This is a genomic window from Mycobacterium asiaticum (genome assembly GCF_001673635.1).
Lineage (GTDB): Bacteria > Actinomycetota > Actinomycetes > Mycobacteriales > Mycobacteriaceae > Mycobacterium > Mycobacterium asiaticum_C.
Window position 1 is genome coordinate 81,310 of record NZ_LZMH01000083.1, and the last position, 22,596, is coordinate 103,905.

The following is a 22,596-nucleotide window of genomic DNA, read 5'->3' on the forward strand; positions in this document are numbered from 1 at the left end:
CGGGCCCGAAACCACCGGCAGCGTCATCCGAGGCTTGCGAGCCGTTCATTAGTGGCCAGAGTAGGTGCAACGGGCCTGCTGCCGCAGGGATTGCTGGCGCAATTCAAATAGCGGGTGCCGGCGAAGTAACCTGGCGACTGTGAAACTGCTGGGCCGCAACAAGGGCGACGGAAAGAACGGGACCGAAGGACAGGACCCGCCGGTTGTGGTGGAACAGGCTGCCGCCGCGACCGACACCGCGTCACGCGGGTCGCGCAAAACGGGTCCCAAGGGGCGGCCAACCCCCAAGCGCAGCGAAGCGCAAGGCAGGAAGGGTCCGGTGGCGCCGGCGCCGATGACGGCCGCGGAGGCACGCGCCCGGCGCAAGGCGATGCGCACGAAGATGAGCCGCGAGGAACGCCGCGCCGAACGCACCGCCAGCCGCGCCCGGATGACCGAGAGCCGGGAACGCATGATGGCCGGTGACGAGGCCTATCTGCTGCCCCGCGACAGAGGGCCGGTCCGCCGCTACGTCCGCGATATCGTCGACGCCCGCCGCAATGTGCTGGGCCTGTTCATGCCGTCGGCGCTGTTCCTACTCGCCGCCATGTTCGCCGTCCCGCAACTACAGTTCTACATGTCTCCGGCGATGCTGGTGCTGATGATGTTGATGACGATCGACGGCTTCGTGCTGGGCCGCAAGGTGGGCAAGCGGGTGGACGAGAAATTCCCGAAGAACACCGAAAGTCATTGGAAGCTCGGTCTTTACGCGGCCGGCCGGGCCTCACAGATGCGCCGGATGCGCGCGCCCCGGCCGCAAGTCGAGCGCGGCGCCAGTGTCAGCTGACCGCCACGCGGAAGCCGTCTGAACACACGTGCGCACGCTGGTACTGGGCGGTATCCGGTCGGGCAAGTCCAGGTGGGCGGAGGACACGATCACACAGGCACTGCAATCCGATCAGCCGGTCCGCTACCTGGCCCCCGGACCGCCGGGCGAGGCCGACCCAGAGTGGCTACAGCGGATCAGCCGCCACCGCAGCCGCCGCCCTGCACACTGGACAACGGTCGAAACCGATGATGTCGCCGCCGAATTGCGCCGGTCCCACGACGCTGCGGTGCTCGTCGACGATCTCGGCACCTGGCTCACCAGCACGCTGGACCGCCAGGGCTGGCAGGACGGCTCGGTGACCGAACCCGTCGCGGATTTGGCGTCGGCGGTCAGTGCGTTCGGGTCGACGCTGGTGCTGGTCAGCCCCGAGGTCGGGCTGACGGTGGTGCCCGCGACTGCCGCCGGACGCCGCTTCGCCGACGAACTGGGCAACCTCAACCAGCGCATGGCCGCGCTGTGTGAGCGGGTGGTGCTGGTGGTCGCCGGACAGGCTCTGACGATCAAGGCGCCGGCATGATCGGGTTCGCGCCGGTGTCGCCGCCGGACCCCGGCGTCGAAGCCGCGGCCCGCGAGCGGCAGGACAGCCTGACCAAACCGCGCGGCGCGCTGGGCCGGCTGGAGGATCTCTCGGTGTGGGCCGCGGCCTGCCAGGGTCATTGCCCGCCAAAGCAATTCGAACGAGCCCGCATCGTGGTGTTTGCCGGCGACCACGGCGTCGCCCGATCCGGGGTATCGGCGTACCCGCCGGAGGTGACCGCCCAGATGGTCACCAACATCGAGCGCGGCGGCGCGGCGATCAACGCGCTGGCCGACATCGCCGGTGCCACGGTACGGGTCGTGGACCTGGCCGTGGACTGCGAGCAGCCGTTACTGGGGCCGTCGGAGCGGTTCAGCGACAAGGTACGGCGCGGCAGCGGCGACATCGCCGTCGAAGACGCCCTGACCGACGACGAGACCGCCCGCGCGATAGCGTCCGGCCAGCAGATCGCCGACGAGGAGGTCGACGCCGGCGCCGACCTGCTGATCGCCGGAGACATGGGCATCGGCAACACCACCCCGGCCGCGGTGCTGGTGGCGGCACTGACCGGCACCGAACCCGTCGCCGTCGTCGGCTTGGGCACCGGGATCGACGACGCCGCCTGGGTACGCAAGACGGCGGCGGTGCGCGACGCCCTGTTCCGCGCACACCCCATCAAGGAGAACCCGGTCGCCCTGCTGCGCACCTGCGGCGGTGCGGACTTCGCGGCGATGGCCGGCTTCTGTGCGCAGGCCGCGATTCGGCGTACCCCGCTGCTGCTGGACGGCATGGCTGTGACGGCCGCCGCGCTGGTGGCCGAGCGACTGGCGCCGGGGGCCCGGCAGTGGTGGCAGGCCGGTCACCGGTCCACCGAGCCGGGTCATTCGCTGGCGCTGACGGCGTTGGAGCTGGAGCCGATTCTCGAGCTGCGGATGCGGTTGGGTGAAGGCACCGGCGCCGCGGTGGCGCTGCCGGTACTGCGCGCCGCTGTGGCGGCACTGTCCTCGATGGCGACGTTCACCGAGGCGGGAGTCACCGGACCGTCGACGTGATTCGTTCGCTCGCAACGGCTTTCGCGTTCGGCACGGTGCTGCCCGTGCCAAGCTCGCGGTCCGGCCCGATGGGCCGCGGTGCGATGACGGCGCTCCCGGTGGTCGGCGCCGCCCTGGGTGCGCTGGCCGCTGCCGTGACGTGGGCCGCGGGGCTGGCGTTCGGCCCGGGGAACGCGCTGTCGGGCGTGCTGGCCGTGGCGGTGCTGCTGCTGGCGACCCGCGGCCTACACATCGACGGGCTCGCCGACACCGCCGATGGTCTGGGTTGTTACGGGCCGCCGCAGCGTGCCCTGGCGGTGATGCGCGAGGGGTCGGCCGGGCCGTTCGGGGTGGCGGCCGTGGTCGTGGTGATCGTGCTGCAGGGCCTGGCGTTTTCGGCGTTGAACAGCACGGCGATCGTGGTCTCCGTGGCTACCGGTCGGGTCGGTGCGGTGCTGGCCTGCCGGCGTTCGGTGCCCGCGGCCGAGGGCAGCGCGTTGGGCGCCCAGGTGGCCGGCACCCAGCCGGTTGCGGTGGCGCTGGGCTGGCTGGCGGTATTGCTGGCCGGCGCGGCGCTGGCCGGTCCGCGGCCGTGGCAGGGCCCGGTCGCGGTGCTGGTGGCGATGGTGTGCGCGACGGTGTTGGTCGCGCATTGTGTGCGCCGGTTCGGCGGCATCACCGGTGACGTGCTGGGCGCGGTGATCGAGTTGACGACGACGGTGACCGCGGTCGCCTTAGTTGGGTGAGCAGACGCAAAAGCACCCGCACGCCCGGCGTGTCGGGTGCTTTTGCGTCTGCTCGCGCAACCTAACCGAGCCGGGACATCCAGCCGTGGGTGTCGGCGAAGGTGCCGCGCTGGATGCCGGTCAGCGTGTCCCGCAGCGCCATGGTCACCTCACCGGGTTTGCCGTCGGCGATGGCGAACTCGTCCTGGCCGTACTTGACCCGCGCGACCGGGGTGATCACGGCGGCGGTACCGCAGGCGAACACCTCGGTGATCTCCCCCGAGGCCGCCTTCTTCTCCCACTCCTCGATGTCGATCTTGCGTTCCTCGACGCTGAATCCCGCATCAATCGCCAACTGCAGCAACGAGTCTCGGGTGATCCCCGGCAACAGCGAACCGGACAGCTCCGGTGTCACCAAACGGGCCGAGCCGCCGCTGCCGAGCACGAAGAACAGGTTCATCCCGCCCATCTCCTCGACGAAGCGACGTTCCACCCCGTCCAGCCACACCACCTGGTCGCAGCCGTTCTCGGCGGCCTCGGCCTGGGCCAGCAGCGATGCGGCGTAGTTGCCACCGAACTTGGCCGCCCCGGTGCCGCCCGGGCTGGCCCGGACATATTCGGTGGAGATCCAGACCGTCACCGGGCTGATGCCGCCCTTGAAGTACGCGCCGGCGGGCGAGCCGATCAGCAGGTAGCGGTACTCCTTGGCCGGGCGCACACCTAGGCCCGGCTCGGTGGCGATGATGAACGGTCGCAGATACAGCGCCTCTTCACCGCCCGCCTTGGGCACCCACGCCTTGTCGACGGCGATCAACTGCCGCAGGGATTCGATGAACACCTCGTCGGGAAGCTCCGGGATCGCCAGCCGCCGCGCCGACGAACGCAACCGGGCCGCGTTGGCGTCGGCGCGGAAGGACACGATCGAACCGTCGGTCCAGCGGTAGGCCTTGAGGCCCTCGAACACTTCCTGGGCGTAGTGCAACACGATCGCCGACGGGTCCAACTCGATCGGCCCATAGCCGATGACCCGCGCGTTGTGCCAGCCCCGACCCTCCACATAGTCGATCGACACCATGTGGTCGGTGTGGTACTTCCCGAATCCGGGGTCGGCAAGGATCGCTACCCGCTCGGCCTCGGTAGCGGGGTCGGCCGCAGGCGAAACCGTGAACTCGAGGGGGCCGCTGGTCATGGCGCCGATTCTATAACCGGCTGGCAATGGGTTTTTGCCTGCGCGGGCGTCGATCAGCGGGTTTTCACGTCGACGAAAGGCGGGCGGACCACTTCGCAGTCGACAACGCGGCCCCGCACATCGACGGTGATTTGCTGGCCATCCTGGATCCCGGCGTCGGTGTCGATCAGCGCCAGCGCGATCCCGAGCTGTAACGTCGGCGAAAACGTGCCCGACGTGGTGATCCCGATGCTGCGCTCACCGTCGCGCACGCTCAGGCCCGGGCGCAGCACTCCGCGCCCGATCATGCGCAGCCCCCGCAGCAGCCGACGCGGCCCGGCTTCCTTCTCGGCCAGCAGCGCGTCGCGCCCGAAGAACGCGTCCTTCTTCCAGCCGATCGCCCAGCCGCACCGGGCCTGCAGGGGCGAGATGTCCAGGGACAGCTCGTGTCCGTGCAGCGGGTAGCCCATCTCGGTCCGCAGCGTGTCGCGCGCGCCCAGACCGGCCGGCTGACCGCCGGCGTCGGCGACCGCGCCCACCAGCGCGTCGAACACGACCCCCGCCGAGTCCCACGGCGCCAGCAGCTCGTAACCGTGCTCGCCGGTGTACCCGGTGCGGCAAACCCGCACCGGCACACCAGAATAGGTGGCGTCGGCGTAACCCATGTAGTCCATGCCGGTGGGCAGGCCGAGCGCGGTCAGGACCGCGGTTGAGCGCGGCCCCTGCACGGCCAGGACCGCGTAGTCGCGATGCAGGTTGGTGATGGTGAGCTCGGCCCCCAAACCGGCATGAGCGGACTCTTGCAAGGCCTGCACGACGGCGGCGGTGTTGGCGGCGTTGGGCACCAGGAAGATTTCGTCGTCGCTGACGTAGTAGGCGATCAGGTCGTCGATGACGCCGCCGGATTCGGTGCAGCACAACGTGTATTGCGCCTTGCCCGGACCGATCCGGTTCAGGTCGTTGGTGAGCGCGGAGTTGATGAACTGCGCGGCCCCGGGGCCACGGACCAGCGCCTTGCCCAGGTGGCTGACGTCGAACAGCCCGACGGCGTTGCGGGTGGCGTTGTGTTCGCTGACGGTTCCGGCGTAGGACACCGGCATCAGCCAGCCGCCGAATTCGGCGAAGCTTGCGCCCAACTCCCGATGGCGCTCTTCCAACGGTCCGGTCAACGGCTCTGGCGCGGTCACGGCGTCCCACCCTAATCCAGCGTTGCTGGCACACTTGACCAGGTGTCCGACTCGCTGGACTATGACGCGCTGGAGGCGGCGGGAATCGCCGATCCGCGCGGCCGGGCCGACCTGATCAAATACCTCGCCGACCTCGGGTTCACCGTCGAGGACATGGTCGAAGCCGAGCAGCGGGGCCGGCTGTTCGGGCTGGCCGGCGACGTGTTGCAGTGGTCGGGACGGCCGATCTACACCCTGGCCGGGGCGGCCGAGCAGGTCGGGGTGTCGGCCGACGAGATCGCCCATGCCTGGGCGCTGCTGGGCCTGACGGTCGCCGGCTCCGACGTTGCGGCGCTGAGCCAGGCCGACGTCGACGCGCTCAAGACCTGGGTCGCCTTGAAGGGCGTGGTGGGCGAGGACGGCGCCTTCGGGCTGTTGCGGGTGCTCGGCGCCACCATGGCCCGGCTGGCCGAGGCCGAGTCGACGATGATCCGCGCGGGCACTCCCGACATCCAGATGACCTACACCCACGACGAACTGGCCACCGCGCAGGCCTACCGGGCGGTCGCGGAGTTCGTGCCGCGCATCGGCGCCCTGATCGACATCGTGCACCGCCACCACCTGACCAGCGCCCGCACCCACTTCGAGGGCGTCATCCGCGACACCTCGGCAAGTGTGGTGTGCGGCATCGGTTTTGCCGACCTGTCCAGCTTCACGGTGTTGACGCAGACCCTGACTCCCAACGAGCTGCAGGAACTGCTGAACGAGTTCGGCGCCACCGTGTCCGACGTGGTGCACGCCAACGGCGGCCGGGTGGTGAAGTTCATCGGCGACGCGGTGATGTGGGTGAGTTCCTCGGCCGAGCGGCTCGCGCAGGCCGCGGTCGATCTCGTCGAGCACCCCCGGGCCCGCCAGGAGGGCCTGCACGTGCGGGCCGGCCTCGCGCACGGCACCGCGCTGGCCATCAACGGGGACTACTTCGGCAACCCGGTCAACCTGGCCGCCCGGTTGGTGGCGGTCGCCGGGCCGGCGCAGATCCTGGCCGATTCGGCGCTGCGCGAGCGGTTGCCGGACTGGCCGGCGGTGCCGTACGGCCCGTTGACGCTCAAGGGTTTTGACTCCCCGGTGGCTGCCTTCGAACTGCGTGCCCGCGCAGCGGACGAAACGCCGTCCGGCTGACCCGACTAGGGTTACTGCACGTGAGTGCCTACAACGCCCCCGCCGTCTCGGTCGCTTCAGCGCTGCCCAAGCGCGGTGTGTCTTCGTCGGTCCTGCTGGTGCCGGTCGTCTCGGCTGGTGACAACGACGAGTCCGCCGCCACGGTTGCCGCGGCCGAGGCCTTCCTGCCCGCCGATGCGGTCGCCGAGATCGAGGCCGGCCTGCGCGCCCTGGATGCCAAGGGCGGCGGCGAACAGGTGCACCGGCTGGTGGTGTCGTCACTGCCGGTGGCCAGCGTGCTGACGGTCGGGCTGGGCAAATCCCGGTACGAGTGGCCGGCCGACGTGGTGCGTCGCGCCGCCGGGGTCGCGGCCCGTTCGCTGGGCAGCACCGAGGCGGTGATCACCACGCTGGGAGAGTTGACCGGCGAGGGAATAGTCGAGGCGGTCGTGGAAGGGCTGGTGCTGGGCAGCTACCGGTTCACCGCGTTCCGCAGCGGCAAGACCGCGCCGAAAGACGCCGGACTGCGCAAGGTCACCGTGCTGTCGACCGCAAAGGACGCCAAGAAACAGGCCGCGCACGGCGCGGCCGTGGCCACCGCCGTGGCCACCGCGCGCGACTTCGTCAACACCCCGCCAAGCCACCTGTTTCCCGACGAATTCGCCAAGCGCGCACGGAAACTGGGCGAATCGGTAGGCCTCGAGGTGGAGGTGCTCGACGATAAGGCGCTCAAGAAGGCCGGCTACGGCGGTGTGATCGGGGTGGGCCAGGGTTCGTCGCGACCGCCGCGGCTGGTCCGGTTGATCCATCGCGGCTCCCGGCTGGCCCGAAACGCCAAACAGGCGAAGAAGGTCGCCCTGGTGGGCAAGGGTGTCACCTTCGACACCGGCGGCATCTCGATCAAGCCGGCCGCCGGAATGCACCACATGACCTCCGACATGGGTGGCGCGGCCGCGGTGATTGCCACCGTGGCCCTGGCCGCTCAGCTCGAGCTGCCGATCGACGTGGTCGCGACCGTGCCGATGGCCGAGAATATGCCGTCGTCGACGGCGCAGCGGCCCGGCGACGTGCTGACCCAATACGGCGGCATCACCGTCGAGGTGCAGAACACCGACGCCGAGGGCCGGCTCATCCTCGCCGACGCCATCGTGCGGGCCTGCGAGGACAACCCGGACTACCTGATCGAGACGTCCACCCTGACCGGCGCCCAGACGGTGGCGCTGGGCGCCCGCATCCCCGGTGTGATGGGCAGCGACGAGTTCCGTGATCGCGTCGCCGCGATCTCGCAGCGGGTGGGCGAAAACGGCTGGCCAATGCCGTTGCCCGACGAGCTCAAGGACGACCTGAAGTCCACGGTGGCCGACCTGTCCAACATCAGCGGCCAGCGTTTCGCGGGCATGCTGGTGGCCGGGGTTTTCCTGCGGGAATTCGTCGCTGATTCGGTCGAGTGGGCGCACATCGATGTCGCGGGCCCGGCCTACAACACGGGCAGCCCGTGGGGCGCGACGCCCAAGGGCGCCACCGGCGTGCCCACCCGCACCATGATCGCGGTGCTCGAAGACATCGTCGCCAACGGCTGACGCGGAATCACCTCGCCGAGCGTCACGCCTCACCTCGCCGAGCGTCACGCCAGCGTGGCGTTCGGCGGGGCTACAGCGGGGCGAGCCAACGACGCGTCACTTGGTCAGAAGCGAAAACACCGCACGGCTGAGCTTGCGCCGCGGCCAACCGGTCACCCCGTCGGCGGCCAGCGCGGCTTTGGCCGCGTTGCGGCCGCAGGCGCCGTTGACCGACCCGCCCGGTGACGCCGACGCGCTGCCCAGGTAGAGCCGCTCGATCGGCGTCTCGGCACGTCCCATCCCGGGCGCCGGCCGAAAGATCAGCATCTGCTGCAGTTGCGACGTCCCACCGTTGACCGCGCCGCGGTGCAGATTCGCGTCGCTGGCCTCCAGATCCGAGGGCCGTTGCACGTTGCGGTAGATCACTGCGGCACGAAACCCCGGGGCGTGTTCCTCGATCACATCGTCCATCGCCGACGCCAGTTTCTCCGCCGCGGCGTCATCGGCGATCTCGCGCGGCAGATGCGTGTAGGCCCAAACACTTTCGGTGCCCTCGGGTGATCTTGTCGGATCCGCGGTGGTGGTCTGGCCCAGCAGCATGAACGGGCGCTCGGGCACCACTCGGGTGTTCAGGTCGGCCATCCACCGCACCAGCCCGTCGCCGTCGGCCCCGAGGTGAACGGTGCCGACGCTGCGCAGGTTCTGCGCACGCCAGGGCACCCGACGGTCCAGGGCATAGTTGACCTTGACCACCGGCGGGTCCCATTCGAAGTGCTCGAGGTCATCGCGCAAGCTCCTCGGCAGCGTGTCCGCGGGCAGCATCTGGCAAAACAGTTGCGGCGCAGTGACATCGGCGACAACCGCCCGCCGCGCCCGAACGGTGCGCCCGGCCACCGTCGTGACCCCGACCGCCCGGCCACCCTGCACCTGGATGCGGGCGACTTCCTGGTTGCATTCGATTCGGGCGCCGGCCGAGCACGCGCGCTTGACCAGGGCGGCCGTCAGCTGGCCTGAGCCGCCGACCGGCACCGGCCAGCCCACGTCCTGGCCGAGCATGGTCATCAGGAAACCCATGACGCCGCTGCCGGGCGCATCAGGTGGAATATCGGCGTGCATTGCGTTGCCCAGCAGCATGATTCGCGGAGCCTCACCGTCGAACATCCGCTGTGCCATCGAGTTGGCCGGCTGCACAAGGAGATTGGCCAGCCGGATGGCTTCGGCAGTGCCGAGCTTGTGCAGCAGCTGCAGCAAGGCTCCGGTCGGCGGAAAGGGTGACAACATCGCGTCCAACAGCGGCGTCTTGATCTTGTCCCACAGTTCCACGACGCGCAGCCAGTTGTCGGCATCAGCAGGCTCACGACGCCCGAACTCGGCGGCGGTGTGGGCCGGGTCATGGTAGAGAACGGGCGGGTCGTCGTCATCAGCGCGGCGCGGATGACCGACGACCGCCGGGGCATGTGACCAGCGCAGTCCGTGGTCCTCCAACCCCAATTCCGTCATCGCCGGCGACGCCACCGTCATCGGGTAGTAGGAACTGAACAGGTCGGTGATGTAGCCCGGGGTCAGTTCGGCGCTGCGCACCGCCCCTCCCGACTCGGCCTGGGCCTCGAGCACCAGCACGTCCCAGCCCGCGTCCGCCAGCATCGCTGCGGCTACCAACCCGTGGTGGCCGGCTCCGATCACGACGGCGTCGGCCGCCTCCATGCGCTAGTCGACCTCGTCCGGCTTGAGCCGCTCGGCCAGCGCGCCCAGCCGCCACAGGCACTCCCGATTGCGGGGATAGACGGCCAGCAGCGACAAGCGATCGGGCATCAGGCCGCCCGGTCCACTGACCGGCACCTCGTGCATCTCGATCCGGCACCCCTGCGGAATATCGTGCAGCCGGATCGTTATTCGCGCCGCACCCAGCAGTCCGACGCGGGCGTGCAACACGATTTCCTCACCGGGCGTGCAGCTTTCGACGACGGTCTTGTCGTTGATCACCAACGGCCACACTCCGACCGAATGCCGGATCGTCGACCCTGGCTCGGGCCAGTTCGAGTCGACGGCGCGGGTGCGGCTGTTGCCCACCACCCACTGCGTGTAGGTCCACCCGTTGGCTATCACGTCCCAGACCTCCTGGCGGGACGCTTGGACGTCTCGGACTGTCGCCAAATCTTTGGTCAACGTCATCGCGAATCCTTTCGGCGTGAGATCTTCGGAGTCCGAGTACCCCACCCGCGCCGATTTAGTGCCAAGTACCCGAGAGCGGGGCCGCGGCCGGCCTGCCGGCGTTTAGCGGAGTGCTCCGACGGCTAAACCATGAACCGTCGGGAAGCACTTCTCTGAAAGGCCGGAATGATGTCTGTGCGACGGTTGATTCTTGCAGTAGGCGCCGTACTTCTGCTGGCCGGCGTGATCGGGCTGCTGGTGCCCGTGAAGGTGGCGAACAGCAACGGCGGATCCATTAGCTGCGGCAACGGGATCGTCAGTGATTATGCGGGCGCCAGGGCGGCCAACAATGGCAGCGTGGCCAACATTCCGATCCTCAACGACATCGTCCCGCACACCGACTATGTCGCCGCGTGCGAGTCCTCGCTGTCGAGCCGGCGCGCCTGGACGATCCCGTTGACGGTGATCGGCTTGCTTGCGGTCGCCGGCCCGCTGCTGGTGCGCCGCTCGCGAGGCGCTCCGGCGGGCGTCTAAGCAACGCGGAACGTCAGATCACCCGCGCACGGGCGGTACTGCGCAGCGCCTGAGGCAGCACCCGGGAAACGCCGTACAGCGCGTAGGCCTCGAACGTCACGGGCCGGATCGGCTTGTTCTTCTTGACCGCCGAGACGATCGCGGTGGCCACCTTGTCCGGCCCGTAGCGGCGCAGCGCGAACATCTTGCCCAGTTGCCCGCGCCGGTCGTCGACCTTCTCGAGCTCGACCCGGGTGTCGAAGCGGGTGTTGTTGATGATGTTGGTGTTGATGACGCCCGGGCAGATCGTGGTCAGCGCGACGTCTGCGGCGTCGAGTTCGGCGCGCAGGCAGTCCGAGAACATGAACGTCGCCGCCTTGGACGTGCAGTAGGCGTTCAGCGACTGCAACGGGGCGTAGGCGGCCATCGATGACACGTTGACGATGTGTCCGCCGGTGCCGCGCTCGACCAGCCGTCGACCGAATGCCCGGCAGCCGTTGACGACGCCGCCGAGGTTGACGTCCAGCACGCGGTCGAACTGCTCGGCCGGGGTGTCCAGGAAGCCGCCCGCCTGACCGATGCCGGCGTTGTTGACGACGATGTCCGGGAGCCCGTGTTCGGCGCTGACCCGTTCGGCGAACGCCTCCACGGCGTCAGTGTCGGACACGTCCAGCACATAGGGGTACGCGACGCCGCCTCGCGCGGTGATCTCGGCGGCCGTCTCCTTGACGGTGGCCTCGTCGATGTCGCTGACCACCACCTCGGCACCTTCCCGCGCGAACGCGAACGCGGTTTCGCGCCCGATTCCGCTGCCCGCGCCCGTGACCGCCACCAGCGTGTCGCCGAAGTAGTCGCGTGGGCGGCCCACCTGGGCGCGCAGCAGGGCGCGGCTCGGCGGCTTGTTCTCGGTCAGGTCGGCGAGCTCGTGGACGGCGGTGGCCATCACCTGCGGGTGTGACATCGGCGAGAAGTGACCGGCCCCGATGTCGCGCCGCCACAGTCGGGGCACCCATCGGCTCGTCTCGTCGTAGCCGGCCGTCCGCACGTACTTGTCCCGCGTGTTGACGATGAGCTGCACCGGCACATCCACGACGTGCACGCCCTGGCGGCGGAACTTGGCAGAGTAGGACCGCCAATAGTTGGCCGCGTACACCTTCACCGAGTTGGCGGCGTCGTTGGCGATGTTGGCGGAGTGGCGGATCTGGTCGGCCGGGATGTTGTCGACGACCGCGCGCCGCACGGCCGCGCTGCGGAACGCCAGCCGCAGCAGCAGCGGCGCCAGCACCGGGATGGAGAAGAAGGCCATGTAACTCAACCGCACCGCCTGGTCGAGCGCCCCGGTGAAGTGCCGCAGCCGCCAGGGTCGGCGCAGACCGCCGAAGATGAAGTCAACCAGTTGATCGTGGGCCGGCCCGGACACCGAGGTGAACGACGCAACCCGGTCGCTCGCGCCGGGCCGACTCAGGTACTCCCAGACCCCCACCGAGCCCCAGTCGTGGGCGAGCACGTGGACCGGTTGTCCCGGGCTCAACTCGCCGATGACGGCGGCGAAATCGTCGGCGAATCGGGCCATCGCATAGGCCGCGACCGGCTTGGGCGTGGACGACAGCCCGACGCCGCGGTTGTCGTAGCGGAGCACCCGAAACCGTTGTGCCAGCCGCGGAACCACCGAGTCCCATAGCACGTGGGAGTCCGGCCAGCCGTGCACCAGCACCACAGTGGGCCCCTCGCGGTTGCCCTCTTCGTACACCGCGATCCGATGGCCGTCGGCACTGTCGACGAACTGCTGGGGTGCGTGCTGCGTCGCCGCCATCAAACCTCCGCTACCAGGGCCTCTAACTGGGCCCGTTGTCGCTGCCAGTAGGCCACACCGTAGCAAGGGCTGAATGCAGGAGGCTGATGGCAGAGTGACAGGATAGTTTTGACATCTACGTGGGTTCCGCATCCGGTTCACGACTGTGTGGTAAGCCAGAGGTCGACCTGCGCCGACCGACGACCGTTCGAGGAGTCAACAAAGATGGCCTTCTCCGTCCAGATGCCGGCACTCGGCGAGAGCGTCACCGAGGGAACGGTCACTCGCTGGCTCAAGCAAGAGGGCGACACGGTCGAAGTCGACGAGCCACTCGTCGAGGTCTCCACCGACAAGGTTGACACCGAGATCCCGTCTCCGGCCGCCGGTGTGCTGACCAAGATCATCGCCCAGGAGGACGACACCGTCGAGGTGGGCGGCGACCTCGCCATCATCGGCGGTGAGGACGACGGTGACGGGGGCGGCTCTGCAGAGTCCAAGGAGGAGCCCGCTGCCGAGGCCGAGGAGCCGGCTCAAGAGGAAGCCGACGAGGAGCCCGAACCGGAGCCTGAACCGGAGCCGGAACCCACGCAGGAGAAGTCCAGCGACGGATCGGGTGGCGGCGACGCGACCCCGGTGACCATGCCCGAACTCGGTGAATCGGTCACCGAGGGCACGGTGACGCGATGGCTGAAGAAGGTCGGCGACTCGGTGCAGGTGGACGAGCCGCTGGTGGAGGTGTCTACCGACAAGGTCGATACCGAGATCCCGTCCCCGGTGGCCGGCGTCCTGGTCAGCATCACCGCCGAGGAAGACGACGTCGTCCAGGTAGGCGGCGAGCTGGCCAAGATCGGCAGCGCGGACTCGGCCGGGTCCGCGGAATCCAAGCCGGAACCCAAAGCCGAGGCCAAGCCCGAGCCCGAACCCGAGCCCGAACCGGAGCCGGAACCCGAGGCCGAGCCCGAACCGGAGGCCAAGGAAGAGCCCAAGCCCGAGCCGAAGCCGGAACCCAAGCCTGAGCCAAAGCCGGAACCCAAGCCCGAGCCCAAGAAGGAACCCGAGGCGGAATCCAAGTCCGAGTCCGACGGCGGGCCCTACGTGACGCCGCTGGTGCGAAAGCTGGCCGCCGAGCACAACATCGACCTCGCCGAGGTGACCGGCACCGGTGTAGGCGGTCGCATCCGCAAGCAGGACGTGCTCGCCGCGGCGGAAAAAAAGCAACAGCCCAAAGAGGAGCCCGCCAAGGCGCCGGCCGCCCCTGCTCCCGCGGCCGCCAAGGCGTCCGCCCCGGCCCCGTCCTCCGCACTGGCGCACCTGCGCGGCACCACCCAGAAGGCCAGCCGGATCCGTCAGATCACGGCGAAGAAGACCCGCGAATCGCTGCAGCTGACCGCGCAGTTGACCCAGACCCACGAGATCGACATGACCAAGATCGTGGCGCTGCGGGCACGGGCGAAGGCGGCCTTCGCCGAACGCGAGGGCGTGAATCTGACGTTCCTGCCGTTCATCGCGCGGGCGGTCATCGACGCCCTCAAGGCGCACCCGAACGTCAACGCCAGCTACAACGAGGAAAGCAAGGAAATCACCTACTACGACGCTGAGCACCTGGGCTTCGCCGTCGACACCGAACAGGGCCTGCTCTCCCCCGTCGTCCACAATGCCGGGGACCTGTCGCTGGCCGGTCTGGCCAGGGCGATCGCCGACATCGCCAACCGCGCCCGGACGAACAAGCTCAAGCCCGACGAGCTGTCCGGCGGCACCTTCACGATCACCAACATCGGCAGCCAGGGCGCCCTGTTCGACACCCCCATCCTGGTGCCGCCGCAGGCCGCCATGCTGGGCACCGGCGCCATCGTCAAGCGGCCCCGGGTGATCGTCGACGATGCCGGCAACGAGTCCATCGGCGTCCGCTCGATCAGCTACTTCCCGCTGACCTACGACCACCGGCTCATCGATGGCGCGGACGCGGGCCGGTTCCTGACCACCATCAAGCACCGCCTCGAAGAGGGAGCGTTCGAGGCCGACTTAGGCCTTTAGCAGGCCTGTAGCAGGGGGGACTCCGAACTGTGGCCAAAGCCGTTGTCGCCATAGCGGGTTCGTCCGGCCTGATCGGCTCGGCCCTGACGGCGGCGCTGCGTGCGGCTGACCACGACGTGCTGCGGATCGTGCGCCGAACCCCGGCGAATTCCGAAGAGCTGCACTGGAATCCCGAAAGCGGCGAGTTCGATCCCGACGCGCTCACCGACGTCGACGTGGTGGTCAACCTGTGCGGGGTGAACGTCGGCCAACGCCGGTGGTCGGGCGCGTTCAAGCAGCGCCTGCGGGACAGCCGGATCGCGCCGACCGAGGTGCTCGCCGCCGCCGTCGCCGACGCCGGCGTCGGCACCCTGATCAACGCCAGTGCGGTGGGCTACTACGGCGACACCAAGGACCGCGTGGTCGACGAAAGCGACCAGGCCGGAAGGGGTTTCCTGGCGCAGCTGTGCGTGGACTGGGAAGCCGCCGCCCTGCCGGCGCAGTACGACGGCACCCGGGTGGTGCTGGCCCGCACCGGCGTAGTGCTGGCGCCCGCGGGCGGCGCGTTACGGATGATGCGTCCGGTGTTCTCGCTGGGTCTGGGTGCCCGCCTGGGCAGTGGCCGCCAGTACATGTCCTGGATCAGTTTGGAGGACGAGGTCCGGGCGCTGCTGTTCGCGATATCCACCCCCGCGCTGTCGGGTCCGGTGAACATGACCGGCCCGGCCCCGGTCACCAACGCGGAGTTCACCACCGCTTTCGGCCGCGCGGTCAACCGCCCCACGCCGTTGGCGGTGCCTGGCTTCGCGGTGCGCGCGGCTCTCGGCGAATTCGCCGACGAGGGGCTGCTGACCGGGCAGCGCGCCATTCCAACCGCGTTGGAAAAGGCCGGTTTTCGCTTCCACCACAACACGATCGGCGAGGCGCTCGACTACGCCACCGCCCGCCACGACGGCGACTGAGAAGCAGGGCACGGATTAAGTAGGCCAATACTCCATCGCACGGGGTCGGCTGGTGCCACACTCAATTCGGGTAACTCGTCAATTTCGGCGACGAGGTGCACATTTTGAGTTAGGGGCAGAAATGTCACAGGTAAGCGTGATACCGGACAGCCTGGTGGCGGCCGCAGCAGATTTCGACAAGATTGCTTCCGGATTGGATCAGGCCCACAGATTAGCTGCGCCCGCAACCCTGGCGCTGAGCCCCGCGGCCGCGGATGAGGTGTCGGTAAGCATCGCACAACACCTGTCCGAGCACGCCCAGGACTATCAGACGGTGGTGCGCGAGGCCGCGGCGTTTCACGAGCAGTTCGTTGCCAACCTGACCGCGAGTGGGTCGGCATATGCCAGCGCCGAGGATCTGATCGCCGCGTTGTTGCAGTCGCCGAATTCGGTCCTGGACTATTACACGGTTGCCGGATACACCGTGGCGGAGACAATGGTCGGCTACGTTATGGCCACGGCGCTATTCGGTTTGGTGCCGTTTTTGTGGCCCTTGTTGCCCATCATTCAATTGCTGGCCATCGCCCGATTCATGACGCTTTTCTCCGAAATACTTACCTTTTCACCGATTTCATACCCGGCGTACATAGGGCCCTGACCCGCCGCGGGTACCCTCGCTGGGGTGACGGGTTCAATCCGGTCCGGCTCCGCCCCGATCGAGGTTCAACAGCTCGGAACGATCGACTACCGGCAAGCCTGGCAGCTGCAGCGCGAGCTGGCCGACGCACGCGTCGCGGGCGGCCCCGACACGCTGCTGCTGCTGGAGCACCCGGCCGTCTACACCGCCGGTCGTCGCACCGAACCGCAGGAAAGGCCGCTGGACGGCACCCCGGTCGTCGACACCGACCGCGGCGGCAAGATCACTTGGCACGGTCCCGGGCAACTGGTGGGCTATCCGATCATCGGGCTGGCCGAACCGCTGGACGTGGTCAATTACGTGCGCCGCATCGAAGAAGCCCTGATCAGGGTGTGCACCGAGCTGGGGCTGGACGCCGGCCGAGTCGACGGACGCTCCGGGGTATGGGTGCCGGGCAGGCCCGCGCGCAAGGTCGCCGCGATCGGCGTGCGGGTGGCGCGCTCGACGACATTGCACGGTTTCGCGCTGAACTGCGACTGCGACCTGGGTTCGTTCGACACGATCGTGCCGTGCGGGATCAGCGACGCCGGGGTGACGTCGTTGTCGGCGGAATTACGCCGCGCGGTGCCGGTCGCCGAGGTCCGGACCGCGGTCGCCGCCGCGGTTTGCGACGCTCTCGACGGGCTGCTGCCGGTACGGCAACATCTCGCCGCCCGCGTAGCATCGACGACGTGACTGTCGCACCCGAAGGCCGCAAGCTGCTGCGCCTGGAGGTGCGCAACGCGCAGACCCCGATCGAACGCAAACCGCCCTGGATCAAGACCCGTGCGCGGATGGGGCCGGAATACACCGAACTGAAGAGCCTGGTCCGTCGCGAGGGGCTGCATACCGTCTGCGAAGAGGCCGGCTGCCCCAACATCTTCGAATGCTGGGAAGACCGCGAAGCGACCTTCCTGATCGGCGGCGACCAATGCACCCGTCGGTGCGACTTCTGCCAGATCGACACCGGGAAACCCGCTGAGCTGGACCGCGACGAGCCGCGCCGCGTAGCCGAAAGCGTCCAGGCCATGAGCCTGCGCTACGCCACCGTCACCGGCGTCGCCCGCGACGACCTGCCCGACGGCGGCTCCTGGCTGTACGCGGAGACGGTCCGCGCCATCAAAAAACTCAACCCCGCCACGGGAGTCGAGCTGCTGATCCCCGACTTCCAGGGTGAGGACGCCCGGCTCGCCGAGGTCTTCGATTCCCGGCCAGAAGTGTTGGCGCACAACGTCGAAACCGTGCCGCGGATCTTCAAGCGGATCCGTCCGGCCTTCACCTACCAACGCAGCCTGGATGTGCTCACCGCCGCGCGCGCTGCCGGGCTGGTCAGCAAGAGCAACCTCATCCTCGGCCTGGGCGAAACCCCCGAGGAGGTGCGCACCGCGCTTGCCGATCTGCACGCCGCCGGCTGCGACATCGTCACCATCACCCAGTACCTGCGACCCTCGGCGCGCCATCACCCGGTGGAACGCTGGGTCACTCCCGACGAATTCGTCGAGTTCGCGCAGTACGCCGAGGGCCTGGGTTTCGCCGGGGTGCTGTCCGGGCCGCTGGTCCGCTCGTCGTACCGGGCCGGCCGCCTCTATGAGCAGGCCCGTGCCGCCCGCACCTCAGCGCCTGGGTAACCAGCACGTCCGTATCCTTTGACTATGGCGAAATCCCGATCAGCTGCTGAGAACAAGGCCGCCAAGGCCGAGGCGACGGCCGCCCGCAAGGCCGCGGCCAAGGAGCGTCGCAGCCAGCTGTGGCAGGCGTTCAACATGCAGCGCAAGCAGGACAAACGCCTGCTGCCCTACATGATCGGCGCGTTTGTGCTGATCGTCGCCGCCGCGCTGGGATTCGGCATCTGGGCCGGCGGGCTGACCATGATCATGATGATCCCGATCGGTCTGATGCTGGGCGCGCTGGTCGCGTTCATCATCTTCGGCCGACGGGCCCAGCGCAGCATCTACCGCCAGGCCGAGGGCCAGACCGGCGCCGCCGCATGGGTGTTGGACAACATGCGCGGCAAGTGGCGGGTTACCCCAGGGGTGGCCGCGACCGGCCACTTCGACGCGGTGCACCGGGTGATCGGGCGGCCGGGCGTCATCTTCGTCGGCGAGGGCTCGGCGGGGCGGGTCAAGCCGCTACTGGCCCAGGAGAAGAAGCGCACGGCGCGCATCGTCGGCGACGTGCCCATTTACGATGTGATCGTCGGCAACGGCGAAGGCGAGGTCGCACTGGCCAAGCTGGAACGTCACCTGACCCGCCTACCGGCCAACATCACCGTCAAGCAGATGGATGCGCTGGAGTCGCGGTTGGCGGCCCTGGGTACGCGCGCCGGCGCGGCCATGATGCCCAAGGGGCCGCTGCCCAACGCCGGCAAGATGCGCGGTGTGCAGCGCACCGTGCGCCGCAAGTAGCCCGCTACCTGCTTCTAACGGCGCAGCACCGCGGTGTTGGTGAGCCGGTCCTGCAGTCCGCGCCCGTCGGCGTCGGTGAACAGTGGCGGCACTACCAAGAAGATCAACAGGTTGCGGCCCAGTGCTCGTCCGATGCCGATCGGCAACCGGCCGTCGACCGCCGCCACCTGCAGGCCTAGCGCTATTTGACCCGCCGTCACGCCGAACAGGCGCACCGACAACGCGCCCAGCACCACCCAGATCAGCAGCTGCGCCGTCGACAACACGGTATCCGGGATGGCGCCGAACGCCAGGAGCAGCAGGGCCAGTCCCGCGGCGATCAGCCAGTCGATGAACAGGGCGCCGATCCGGCGTCCCATCCGCGCCAGCGAGCCCGACCCGGACTCCGGCAAGCCGAGCGCTTCACCCGGGTAACCGGAAGTTGATCCCTGCGTCATCAGACCCTTCCGACGCGGGCGCGGGACATGCCGTACCAAGATGACCGGACAACGGTTACGATCTTGCGGGCCATGACGTTCACAATAGGGCGCGGCCGTAGCCGAGCCTTGTTGCGGGAGTGTGGTGCGTAACCTCTGCGCAACACGGGGTTGACTGACGGGCAACAACTGCTCCCTAGCGTCGGCCGCGAATCACCAAGTAAAGGAGCCTTCTGTGACGGATAAGACGCCCGACGACGTCTTTAAACTTGCCAAAGATGAAAACGTCGAGTTTGTCGACGTCCGTTTCTGCGACCTGCCCGGAATCATGCAGCACTTCACGATTCCGATCTCGTTCTTCGACGAGAGCGTGTTCGACGACGGTTTGGCATTCGACGGCTCGTCCATCCGTGGTTTCCAGTCGATCCACGAGTCCGACATGCTGCTGCTGCCGGACCCGGCAACGGCGAAGATCGACCAGTTCCGGGAAGCCAAGACGCTGAACCTGAACTTCTTCGTGCACGACCCGTTCACCCTCGAGCCCTACTCGCGCGACCCTCGTAACGTCGCCCGCAAGGCCGAGAACTACTTGATCAGCACCGGCATCGCCGACACCGCGTACTTCGGCGCCGAGGCCGAGTTCTACATCTTTGACTCGGTCGCGTTCGACTCGCGCACCAACGGCTCGTTCTACGAGGTCGACGCGATCTCGGGCTGGTGGAACACGGGATCCCCCAACGAACTCGACGGCAGCCCCAACCGCGGCTACAAGGTCCGTCCCAAGGGCGGCTACTTCCCGGTGGCCCCGGTCGACCACTACGTCGACCTGCGCGACAAGATGCTCACCAACCTGATCAACGCCGGCTTCGTCCTGGAGAAGGGCCACCACGAGGTCGGTACCGGCGGCCAGGCCGAGATCAACTACAAGTTCAACACGCTGCTGCACGCCGCCGACGACATGCAGCTGTACAAGTACATCGTGAAGAACACCGCCTGGGCCAACGGCAAGACCGTCACGTTCATGCCCAAGCCGCTGTTCGGTGACAACGGGTCGGGTATGCACACCCACCAGTCGCTGTGGAAGGACGGCAACCCGTTGATGTACGACGAGACCGGTTACGCCGGCCTGTCGGACACCGCCCGCCACTACATCGGCGGCCTGCTGCACCACGCGCCGTCGCTGCTGGCATTCACCAACCCGACGGTGAACTCCTACAAGCGGCTGGTTCCGGGCTACGAGGCCCCGATCAACTTGGTGTACAGCCAGCGCAACCGTTCGGCGTGTGTGCGTATCCCGATCACGGGCAGCAACCCGAAGGCCAAGCGGCTGGAGTTCCGTTGCCCCGACTCGTCGGGCAACCCATACCTGGCGTTCTCGGCGATGTTGATGGCCGGCCTGGACGGCATCCGCAACAAGATCGAGCCGCAGGCGCCGGTCGACAAGGACCTCTACGAGTTGCCGCCGGAGGAGGCCGCGAACATCCCGCAGGCTCCCACGCAGCTGTCCGCGGTGATCGACCGCTTGGAGGCCGACCACGAATACCTCACCGAGGGCGGCGTTTTCACGCCGGACCTGATCGAGACGTGGATCGCCTACAAGCGCGAGAACGAGATCCTGCCGGTGCAGATCCGCCCGCACCCGTACGAGTTCGCGCTGTACTACGACGTCTAACCGTCGCGACCAGACGCAAAAGCACCCGCACGCCCGGCGTGCCGGGTGCTTTTGTGTCTGGTCAACCTAGTCCGTGGCTGGCATTCACCGGTTTGGGGGCGCCGTTTCCCGGCTATGTGAATGACAGCCGTTCACCTGCGCGAGCAGACGCAAAAGCCCCCGCACGCACGGCGTGCCGGGTGCTTTTGCGTCTGCTCGGCCCCAGCCCGAAACGAAGCGATGACCGCCAGCGAACCCATCCCGCCCGAGGCGGCGACGGCACACATTCCTTACCTCTGGACGGAACCGCGATCACCGAGCGGCGAAGCCAACCCACTGGTCGCCGGGGCCACCATCGCCAGCGGCCGGATCCGGCTGTTGCTGTTCTACGGCGAGGCGCCGCACCTGCAGTTCTGGCAGGCCGCCGACACGGTGACCGGTCAGCACCTGGCGATCACTGTGGTCGACCCGGAGAACAGGTTGCCCAAGGCGACCGTCGACGCGATCCTGTCCCGCACCGCGAGCCTGCGCGGCGTCAACTCGCGTCATCTCGCCACAGTGATCGACGTGGGTCGGGACTATTGCGGCGGAGTCGTTGTCTCGCAATGGATTCGCGGTGCCACCTTGAAAGAGGTGGCCGATACCGCTCCGTCACCCATCGGTGTCGCGGATGCGGTGTTGTCGCTGGCCGAGGCTGCCGAGGCGGCACACCGGGCGGGCGCGACGCTCTCGATCGACCATCCCGCCCGCATCCGGGTCAGCCTGGAGGGGCGCGCCGTCCTCGCGTTCCCAGCCACGATGCCCGAGGCCACGCCGCGCGACGACCTCCGCGGTATCGGCGCCGTCATGTATGCGCTGCTGGTCAACCGCTGGCCCCTCGACGATGAAGCCACGCGGCGGGATTGGCGCCCCGTCGAACTCGACGCGCAGGGCCGCATCCAGGACCCCGCGACGCTCAATCCGCAGGTCCCGTTCCTGGTGTCGACCACCGCCGCGGCCCTGGTGCGTGACGATGCAGGCATCCGCAGTGCGCAGACGATCACGACGCTGCTGCGCCAGGCCAGCGCGGACGCCAAAGCCGACCCGACCGCGACCCGGGAACTGATGCCGATACCGGCGCCCGGCCACTATGCCACCTTCGGAAACTTCGGGCCGGTTGAGCGTGCCGAACTCGCCCGCCGGCAACTGGTCAAGACGTGTCTGGGGGCCGCGGCGGTGATCGTGCTGGTCGTGCTGCTCACCTTTGCCAGCACCATCAGCCGGCTGGTCGGCGTCTTCGATACCGAGGTCGCGATGAGCGGGGACAAGCTCGGTTTGCAGACGACGGCGCCCGCCAAACCGCCGCCATCGCTGGTGGCGGCCGGTCCCGGGACAGTGCAACCGCTGAGAGCCTCAGTCTTCTCCCCCGGTGGAGCGCCGGACAGCCCCGGCAGCGCCGGCCTGGCGATCGACGGCAACCCCGCCACCGCGTGGTCGAGCGACACCTACTTCGACCCCGAGCCGTTCCCGAAGTTCAAGGATGGTGTCGGGCTGCTGCTGCAGCTCCCCGAGCCGACGACGCTCAGTGCCGTGACCGTCGACCTCGACAGCACCGGCAGTGTGCTGCAAATCCGGTCGTCACCGAACGCGACGCCCGGCAAGCTCGGCGACACCGCAGAGCTCAGCCCACCCACCGCCGCGCACCCGGGACACAACGTCATACCGGTAAATGTCTCGGCGCCAACAACTTTCGTGTTGGTGTGGATCAGCACGCTCGGCAACACCGGCGGCCGAAGCCACTCGGACATCTCTGAGATCGCACTGCAGACAGGGGTGCAGGTCCGGTAACACCCGTGACTCCCGCGAG

Annotated in this window: 21 protein-coding genes; 15 read left to right on the forward strand and 6 right to left on the reverse strand. The window is 68.4% G+C overall.

What is annotated here, in order from left to right; translation table 11 throughout:
• Window positions 1–205: 205 nt before the first annotated feature.
• From A5645_RS25235 to A5645_RS25250, 4 genes are read left to right on the forward strand one after another with little or no spacing between them, the layout of a single operon-like run.
• Window positions 206–826: a DUF3043 domain-containing protein gene (locus tag A5645_RS25235; RefSeq protein ID WP_231123329.1), complete on the forward strand. Its 621-nt coding sequence runs from the start codon at window positions 206–208 to the stop codon at window positions 824–826.
• Window positions 827–854: 28 nt separating this feature from the next.
• Window positions 855–1,385 (forward strand): bifunctional adenosylcobinamide kinase/adenosylcobinamide-phosphate guanylyltransferase, encoded by a 531-nt coding sequence (locus A5645_RS25240; RefSeq protein ID WP_065131452.1) that lies wholly within the window; start codon window positions 855–857, stop codon window positions 1,383–1,385.
• The gene (gene cobT, locus A5645_RS25245; RefSeq protein ID WP_065131453.1) at window positions 1,382–2,437 is read left to right on the forward strand and encodes a nicotinate-nucleotide--dimethylbenzimidazole phosphoribosyltransferase; all 1,056 of its coding nucleotides are present in this window, start codon (window positions 1,382–1,384) and stop codon (window positions 2,435–2,437) included. Before A5645_RS25240 ends, cobT begins: the two co-directional genes overlap by 4 nt.
• Window positions 2,434–3,162, forward strand: coding sequence for an adenosylcobinamide-GDP ribazoletransferase (locus tag A5645_RS25250; RefSeq protein WP_065037950.1), 729 nt, complete (start codon window positions 2,434–2,436; stop codon window positions 3,160–3,162). The genes cobT and A5645_RS25250 overlap by 4 nt, the downstream gene beginning before the upstream one ends.
• Before the next feature lie 61 nt (window positions 3,163–3,223).
• On the opposite strand, the gene A5645_RS25255 is transcribed toward A5645_RS25250, so the two are convergent.
• Both A5645_RS25255 and gcvT read right to left on the reverse strand, forming a co-directional pair.
• On the reverse strand, window positions 3,224–4,330 hold the full coding sequence (locus A5645_RS25255) for a branched-chain amino acid aminotransferase (protein WP_065131454.1): 1,107 nt from the start codon (window positions 4,328–4,330) through the stop codon (window positions 3,224–3,226).
• A gap of 53 nt (window positions 4,331–4,383) precedes the next feature.
• A complete protein-coding gene (gcvT, locus tag A5645_RS25260; RefSeq protein WP_065131455.1) occupies window positions 4,384–5,496 on the reverse strand; it encodes a glycine cleavage system aminomethyltransferase GcvT in 1,113 nt (370 codons plus the stop codon).
• Window positions 5,497–5,538: 42 nt separating this feature from the next.
• Here gcvT and A5645_RS25265 point away from each other — a divergent pair, with 42 nt between their 5' ends.
• Both A5645_RS25265 and A5645_RS25270 read left to right on the forward strand, forming a co-directional pair.
• Complete coding sequence (locus tag A5645_RS25265) at window positions 5,539–6,654, forward strand: adenylate/guanylate cyclase domain-containing protein (RefSeq protein WP_065037953.1); 1,116 nt, start codon at window positions 5,539–5,541, stop codon at window positions 6,652–6,654.
• 20 nt (window positions 6,655–6,674) lie between these two features.
• Entirely contained in the window at window positions 6,675–8,213 is a 1,539-nt protein-coding gene (locus A5645_RS25270) for a leucyl aminopeptidase (RefSeq protein WP_253867141.1), read from the forward strand.
• Window positions 8,214–8,309: 96 nt separating this feature from the next.
• Here the strand turns inward: A5645_RS25270 and A5645_RS25275 are convergent, their stop codons facing one another.
• On the reverse strand, window positions 8,310–9,896 hold the full coding sequence (locus A5645_RS25275; RefSeq protein ID WP_065131457.1) for a phytoene desaturase family protein: 1,587 nt from the start codon (window positions 9,894–9,896) through the stop codon (window positions 8,310–8,312).
• Between the two features lie 3 nt (window positions 9,897–9,899).
• Window positions 9,900–10,364 carry an SRPBCC family protein gene (locus A5645_RS25280; RefSeq protein WP_065038004.1) on the reverse strand — a complete coding sequence of 155 codons (465 nt, stop codon included), beginning with the start codon at window positions 10,362–10,364 and terminating at the stop codon, window positions 9,900–9,902.
• 168 nt (window positions 10,365–10,532) lie between these two features.
• Here A5645_RS25280 and A5645_RS25285 point away from each other — a divergent pair, with 168 nt between their 5' ends.
• Window positions 10,533–10,877 carry an aminopeptidase gene (locus A5645_RS25285; protein WP_065038005.1) on the forward strand — a complete coding sequence of 115 codons (345 nt, stop codon included), beginning with the start codon at window positions 10,533–10,535 and terminating at the stop codon, window positions 10,875–10,877.
• 13 nt (window positions 10,878–10,890) lie between these two features.
• Here A5645_RS25285 and A5645_RS25290 read toward each other — a convergent pair whose 3' ends face one another.
• Window positions 10,891–12,669: an SDR family oxidoreductase gene (locus A5645_RS25290; RefSeq protein WP_065037956.1), complete on the reverse strand. Its 1,779-nt coding sequence runs from the start codon at window positions 12,667–12,669 to the stop codon at window positions 10,891–10,893.
• Window positions 12,670–12,873: 204 nt separating this feature from the next.
• Here A5645_RS25290 and sucB point away from each other — a divergent pair, with 204 nt between their 5' ends.
• From sucB to A5645_RS25320, 6 genes are all read left to right on the forward strand, one after another.
• A complete protein-coding gene (sucB, locus tag A5645_RS25295) occupies window positions 12,874–14,682 on the forward strand; it encodes a 2-oxoglutarate dehydrogenase, E2 component, dihydrolipoamide succinyltransferase (RefSeq protein ID WP_065131458.1) in 1,809 nt (602 codons plus the stop codon).
• 29 nt (window positions 14,683–14,711) lie between these two features.
• Window positions 14,712–15,623 carry a TIGR01777 family oxidoreductase gene (locus tag A5645_RS25300; protein ID WP_065037958.1) on the forward strand — a complete coding sequence of 304 codons (912 nt, stop codon included), beginning with the start codon at window positions 14,712–14,714 and terminating at the stop codon, window positions 15,621–15,623.
• 121 nt (window positions 15,624–15,744) lie between these two features.
• Entirely contained in the window at window positions 15,745–16,260 is a 516-nt protein-coding gene (locus A5645_RS25305; RefSeq protein ID WP_065131459.1) for a PE family protein, read from the forward strand.
• Between the two features lie 24 nt (window positions 16,261–16,284).
• Window positions 16,285–16,974: a lipoyl(octanoyl) transferase LipB gene (gene lipB, locus A5645_RS25310; protein ID WP_065131460.1), complete on the forward strand. Its 690-nt coding sequence runs from the start codon at window positions 16,285–16,287 to the stop codon at window positions 16,972–16,974.
• A complete protein-coding gene (gene lipA / locus A5645_RS25315) occupies window positions 16,971–17,906 on the forward strand; it encodes a lipoyl synthase (RefSeq protein ID WP_065131461.1) in 936 nt (311 codons plus the stop codon). The genes lipB and lipA overlap by 4 nt, the downstream gene beginning before the upstream one ends.
• A gap of 24 nt (window positions 17,907–17,930) precedes the next feature.
• On the forward strand, window positions 17,931–18,683 hold the full coding sequence (locus A5645_RS25320) for a DUF4191 domain-containing protein (RefSeq protein ID WP_065131462.1): 753 nt from the start codon (window positions 17,931–17,933) through the stop codon (window positions 18,681–18,683).
• Window positions 18,684–18,697: 14 nt separating this feature from the next.
• On the opposite strand, the gene A5645_RS25325 is transcribed toward A5645_RS25320, so the two are convergent.
• Complete coding sequence (locus tag A5645_RS25325) at window positions 18,698–19,120, reverse strand: RDD family protein (RefSeq protein WP_065131463.1); 423 nt, start codon at window positions 19,118–19,120, stop codon at window positions 18,698–18,700.
• Between the two features lie 214 nt (window positions 19,121–19,334).
• Between A5645_RS25325 and glnA the strand changes: the two genes are divergently transcribed.
• A complete protein-coding gene (glnA, locus tag A5645_RS25330; protein WP_036359358.1) occupies window positions 19,335–20,771 on the forward strand; it encodes a type I glutamate--ammonia ligase in 1,437 nt (478 codons plus the stop codon).
• A gap of 219 nt (window positions 20,772–20,990) precedes the next feature.
• Window positions 20,991–22,577 (forward strand): protein kinase family protein, encoded by a 1,587-nt coding sequence (locus A5645_RS25335; RefSeq protein ID WP_065131464.1) that lies wholly within the window; start codon window positions 20,991–20,993, stop codon window positions 22,575–22,577.
• Window positions 22,578–22,596: the final 19 nt, after the last annotated feature.

What these genes read in the sequence shown, in the direction of transcription:
- A5645_RS25280 (WP_065038004.1), bottom strand. Translation starts at nt 10,364, where the DNA reads ATGACGTTGACCAAAGATTTGGCGACAGTCCGAGACGTCCAAGCGTCC.
- cobT (WP_065131453.1), top strand. Translation starts at nt 1,382, where the DNA reads ATGATCGGGTTCGCGCCGGTGTCGCCGCCGGACCCCGGCGTCGAAGCC.
- A5645_RS25255 (WP_065131454.1), bottom strand. Translation starts at nt 4,330, where the DNA reads ATGACCAGCGGCCCCCTCGAGTTCACGGTTTCGCCTGCGGCCGACCCC.
- A5645_RS25305 (WP_065131459.1), top strand. Translation starts at nt 15,745, where the DNA reads ATGTCACAGGTAAGCGTGATACCGGACAGCCTGGTGGCGGCCGCAGCA.
- A5645_RS25290 (WP_065037956.1), bottom strand. Translation starts at nt 12,669, where the DNA reads ATGGCGGCGACGCAGCACGCACCCCAGCAGTTCGTCGACAGTGCCGAC.
- A5645_RS25275 (WP_065131457.1), bottom strand. Translation starts at nt 9,896, where the DNA reads ATGGAGGCGGCCGACGCCGTCGTGATCGGAGCCGGCCACCACGGGTTG.
- A5645_RS25285 (WP_065038005.1), top strand. Translation starts at nt 10,533, where the DNA reads ATGTCTGTGCGACGGTTGATTCTTGCAGTAGGCGCCGTACTTCTGCTG.
- A5645_RS25320 (WP_065131462.1), top strand. Translation starts at nt 17,931, where the DNA reads ATGGCGAAATCCCGATCAGCTGCTGAGAACAAGGCCGCCAAGGCCGAG.
- A5645_RS25335 (WP_065131464.1), top strand. Translation starts at nt 20,991, where the DNA reads ATGACCGCCAGCGAACCCATCCCGCCCGAGGCGGCGACGGCACACATT.
- sucB (WP_065131458.1), top strand. Translation starts at nt 12,874, where the DNA reads ATGGCCTTCTCCGTCCAGATGCCGGCACTCGGCGAGAGCGTCACCGAG.
- A5645_RS25325 (WP_065131463.1), bottom strand. Translation starts at nt 19,120, where the DNA reads ATGACGCAGGGATCAACTTCCGGTTACCCGGGTGAAGCGCTCGGCTTG.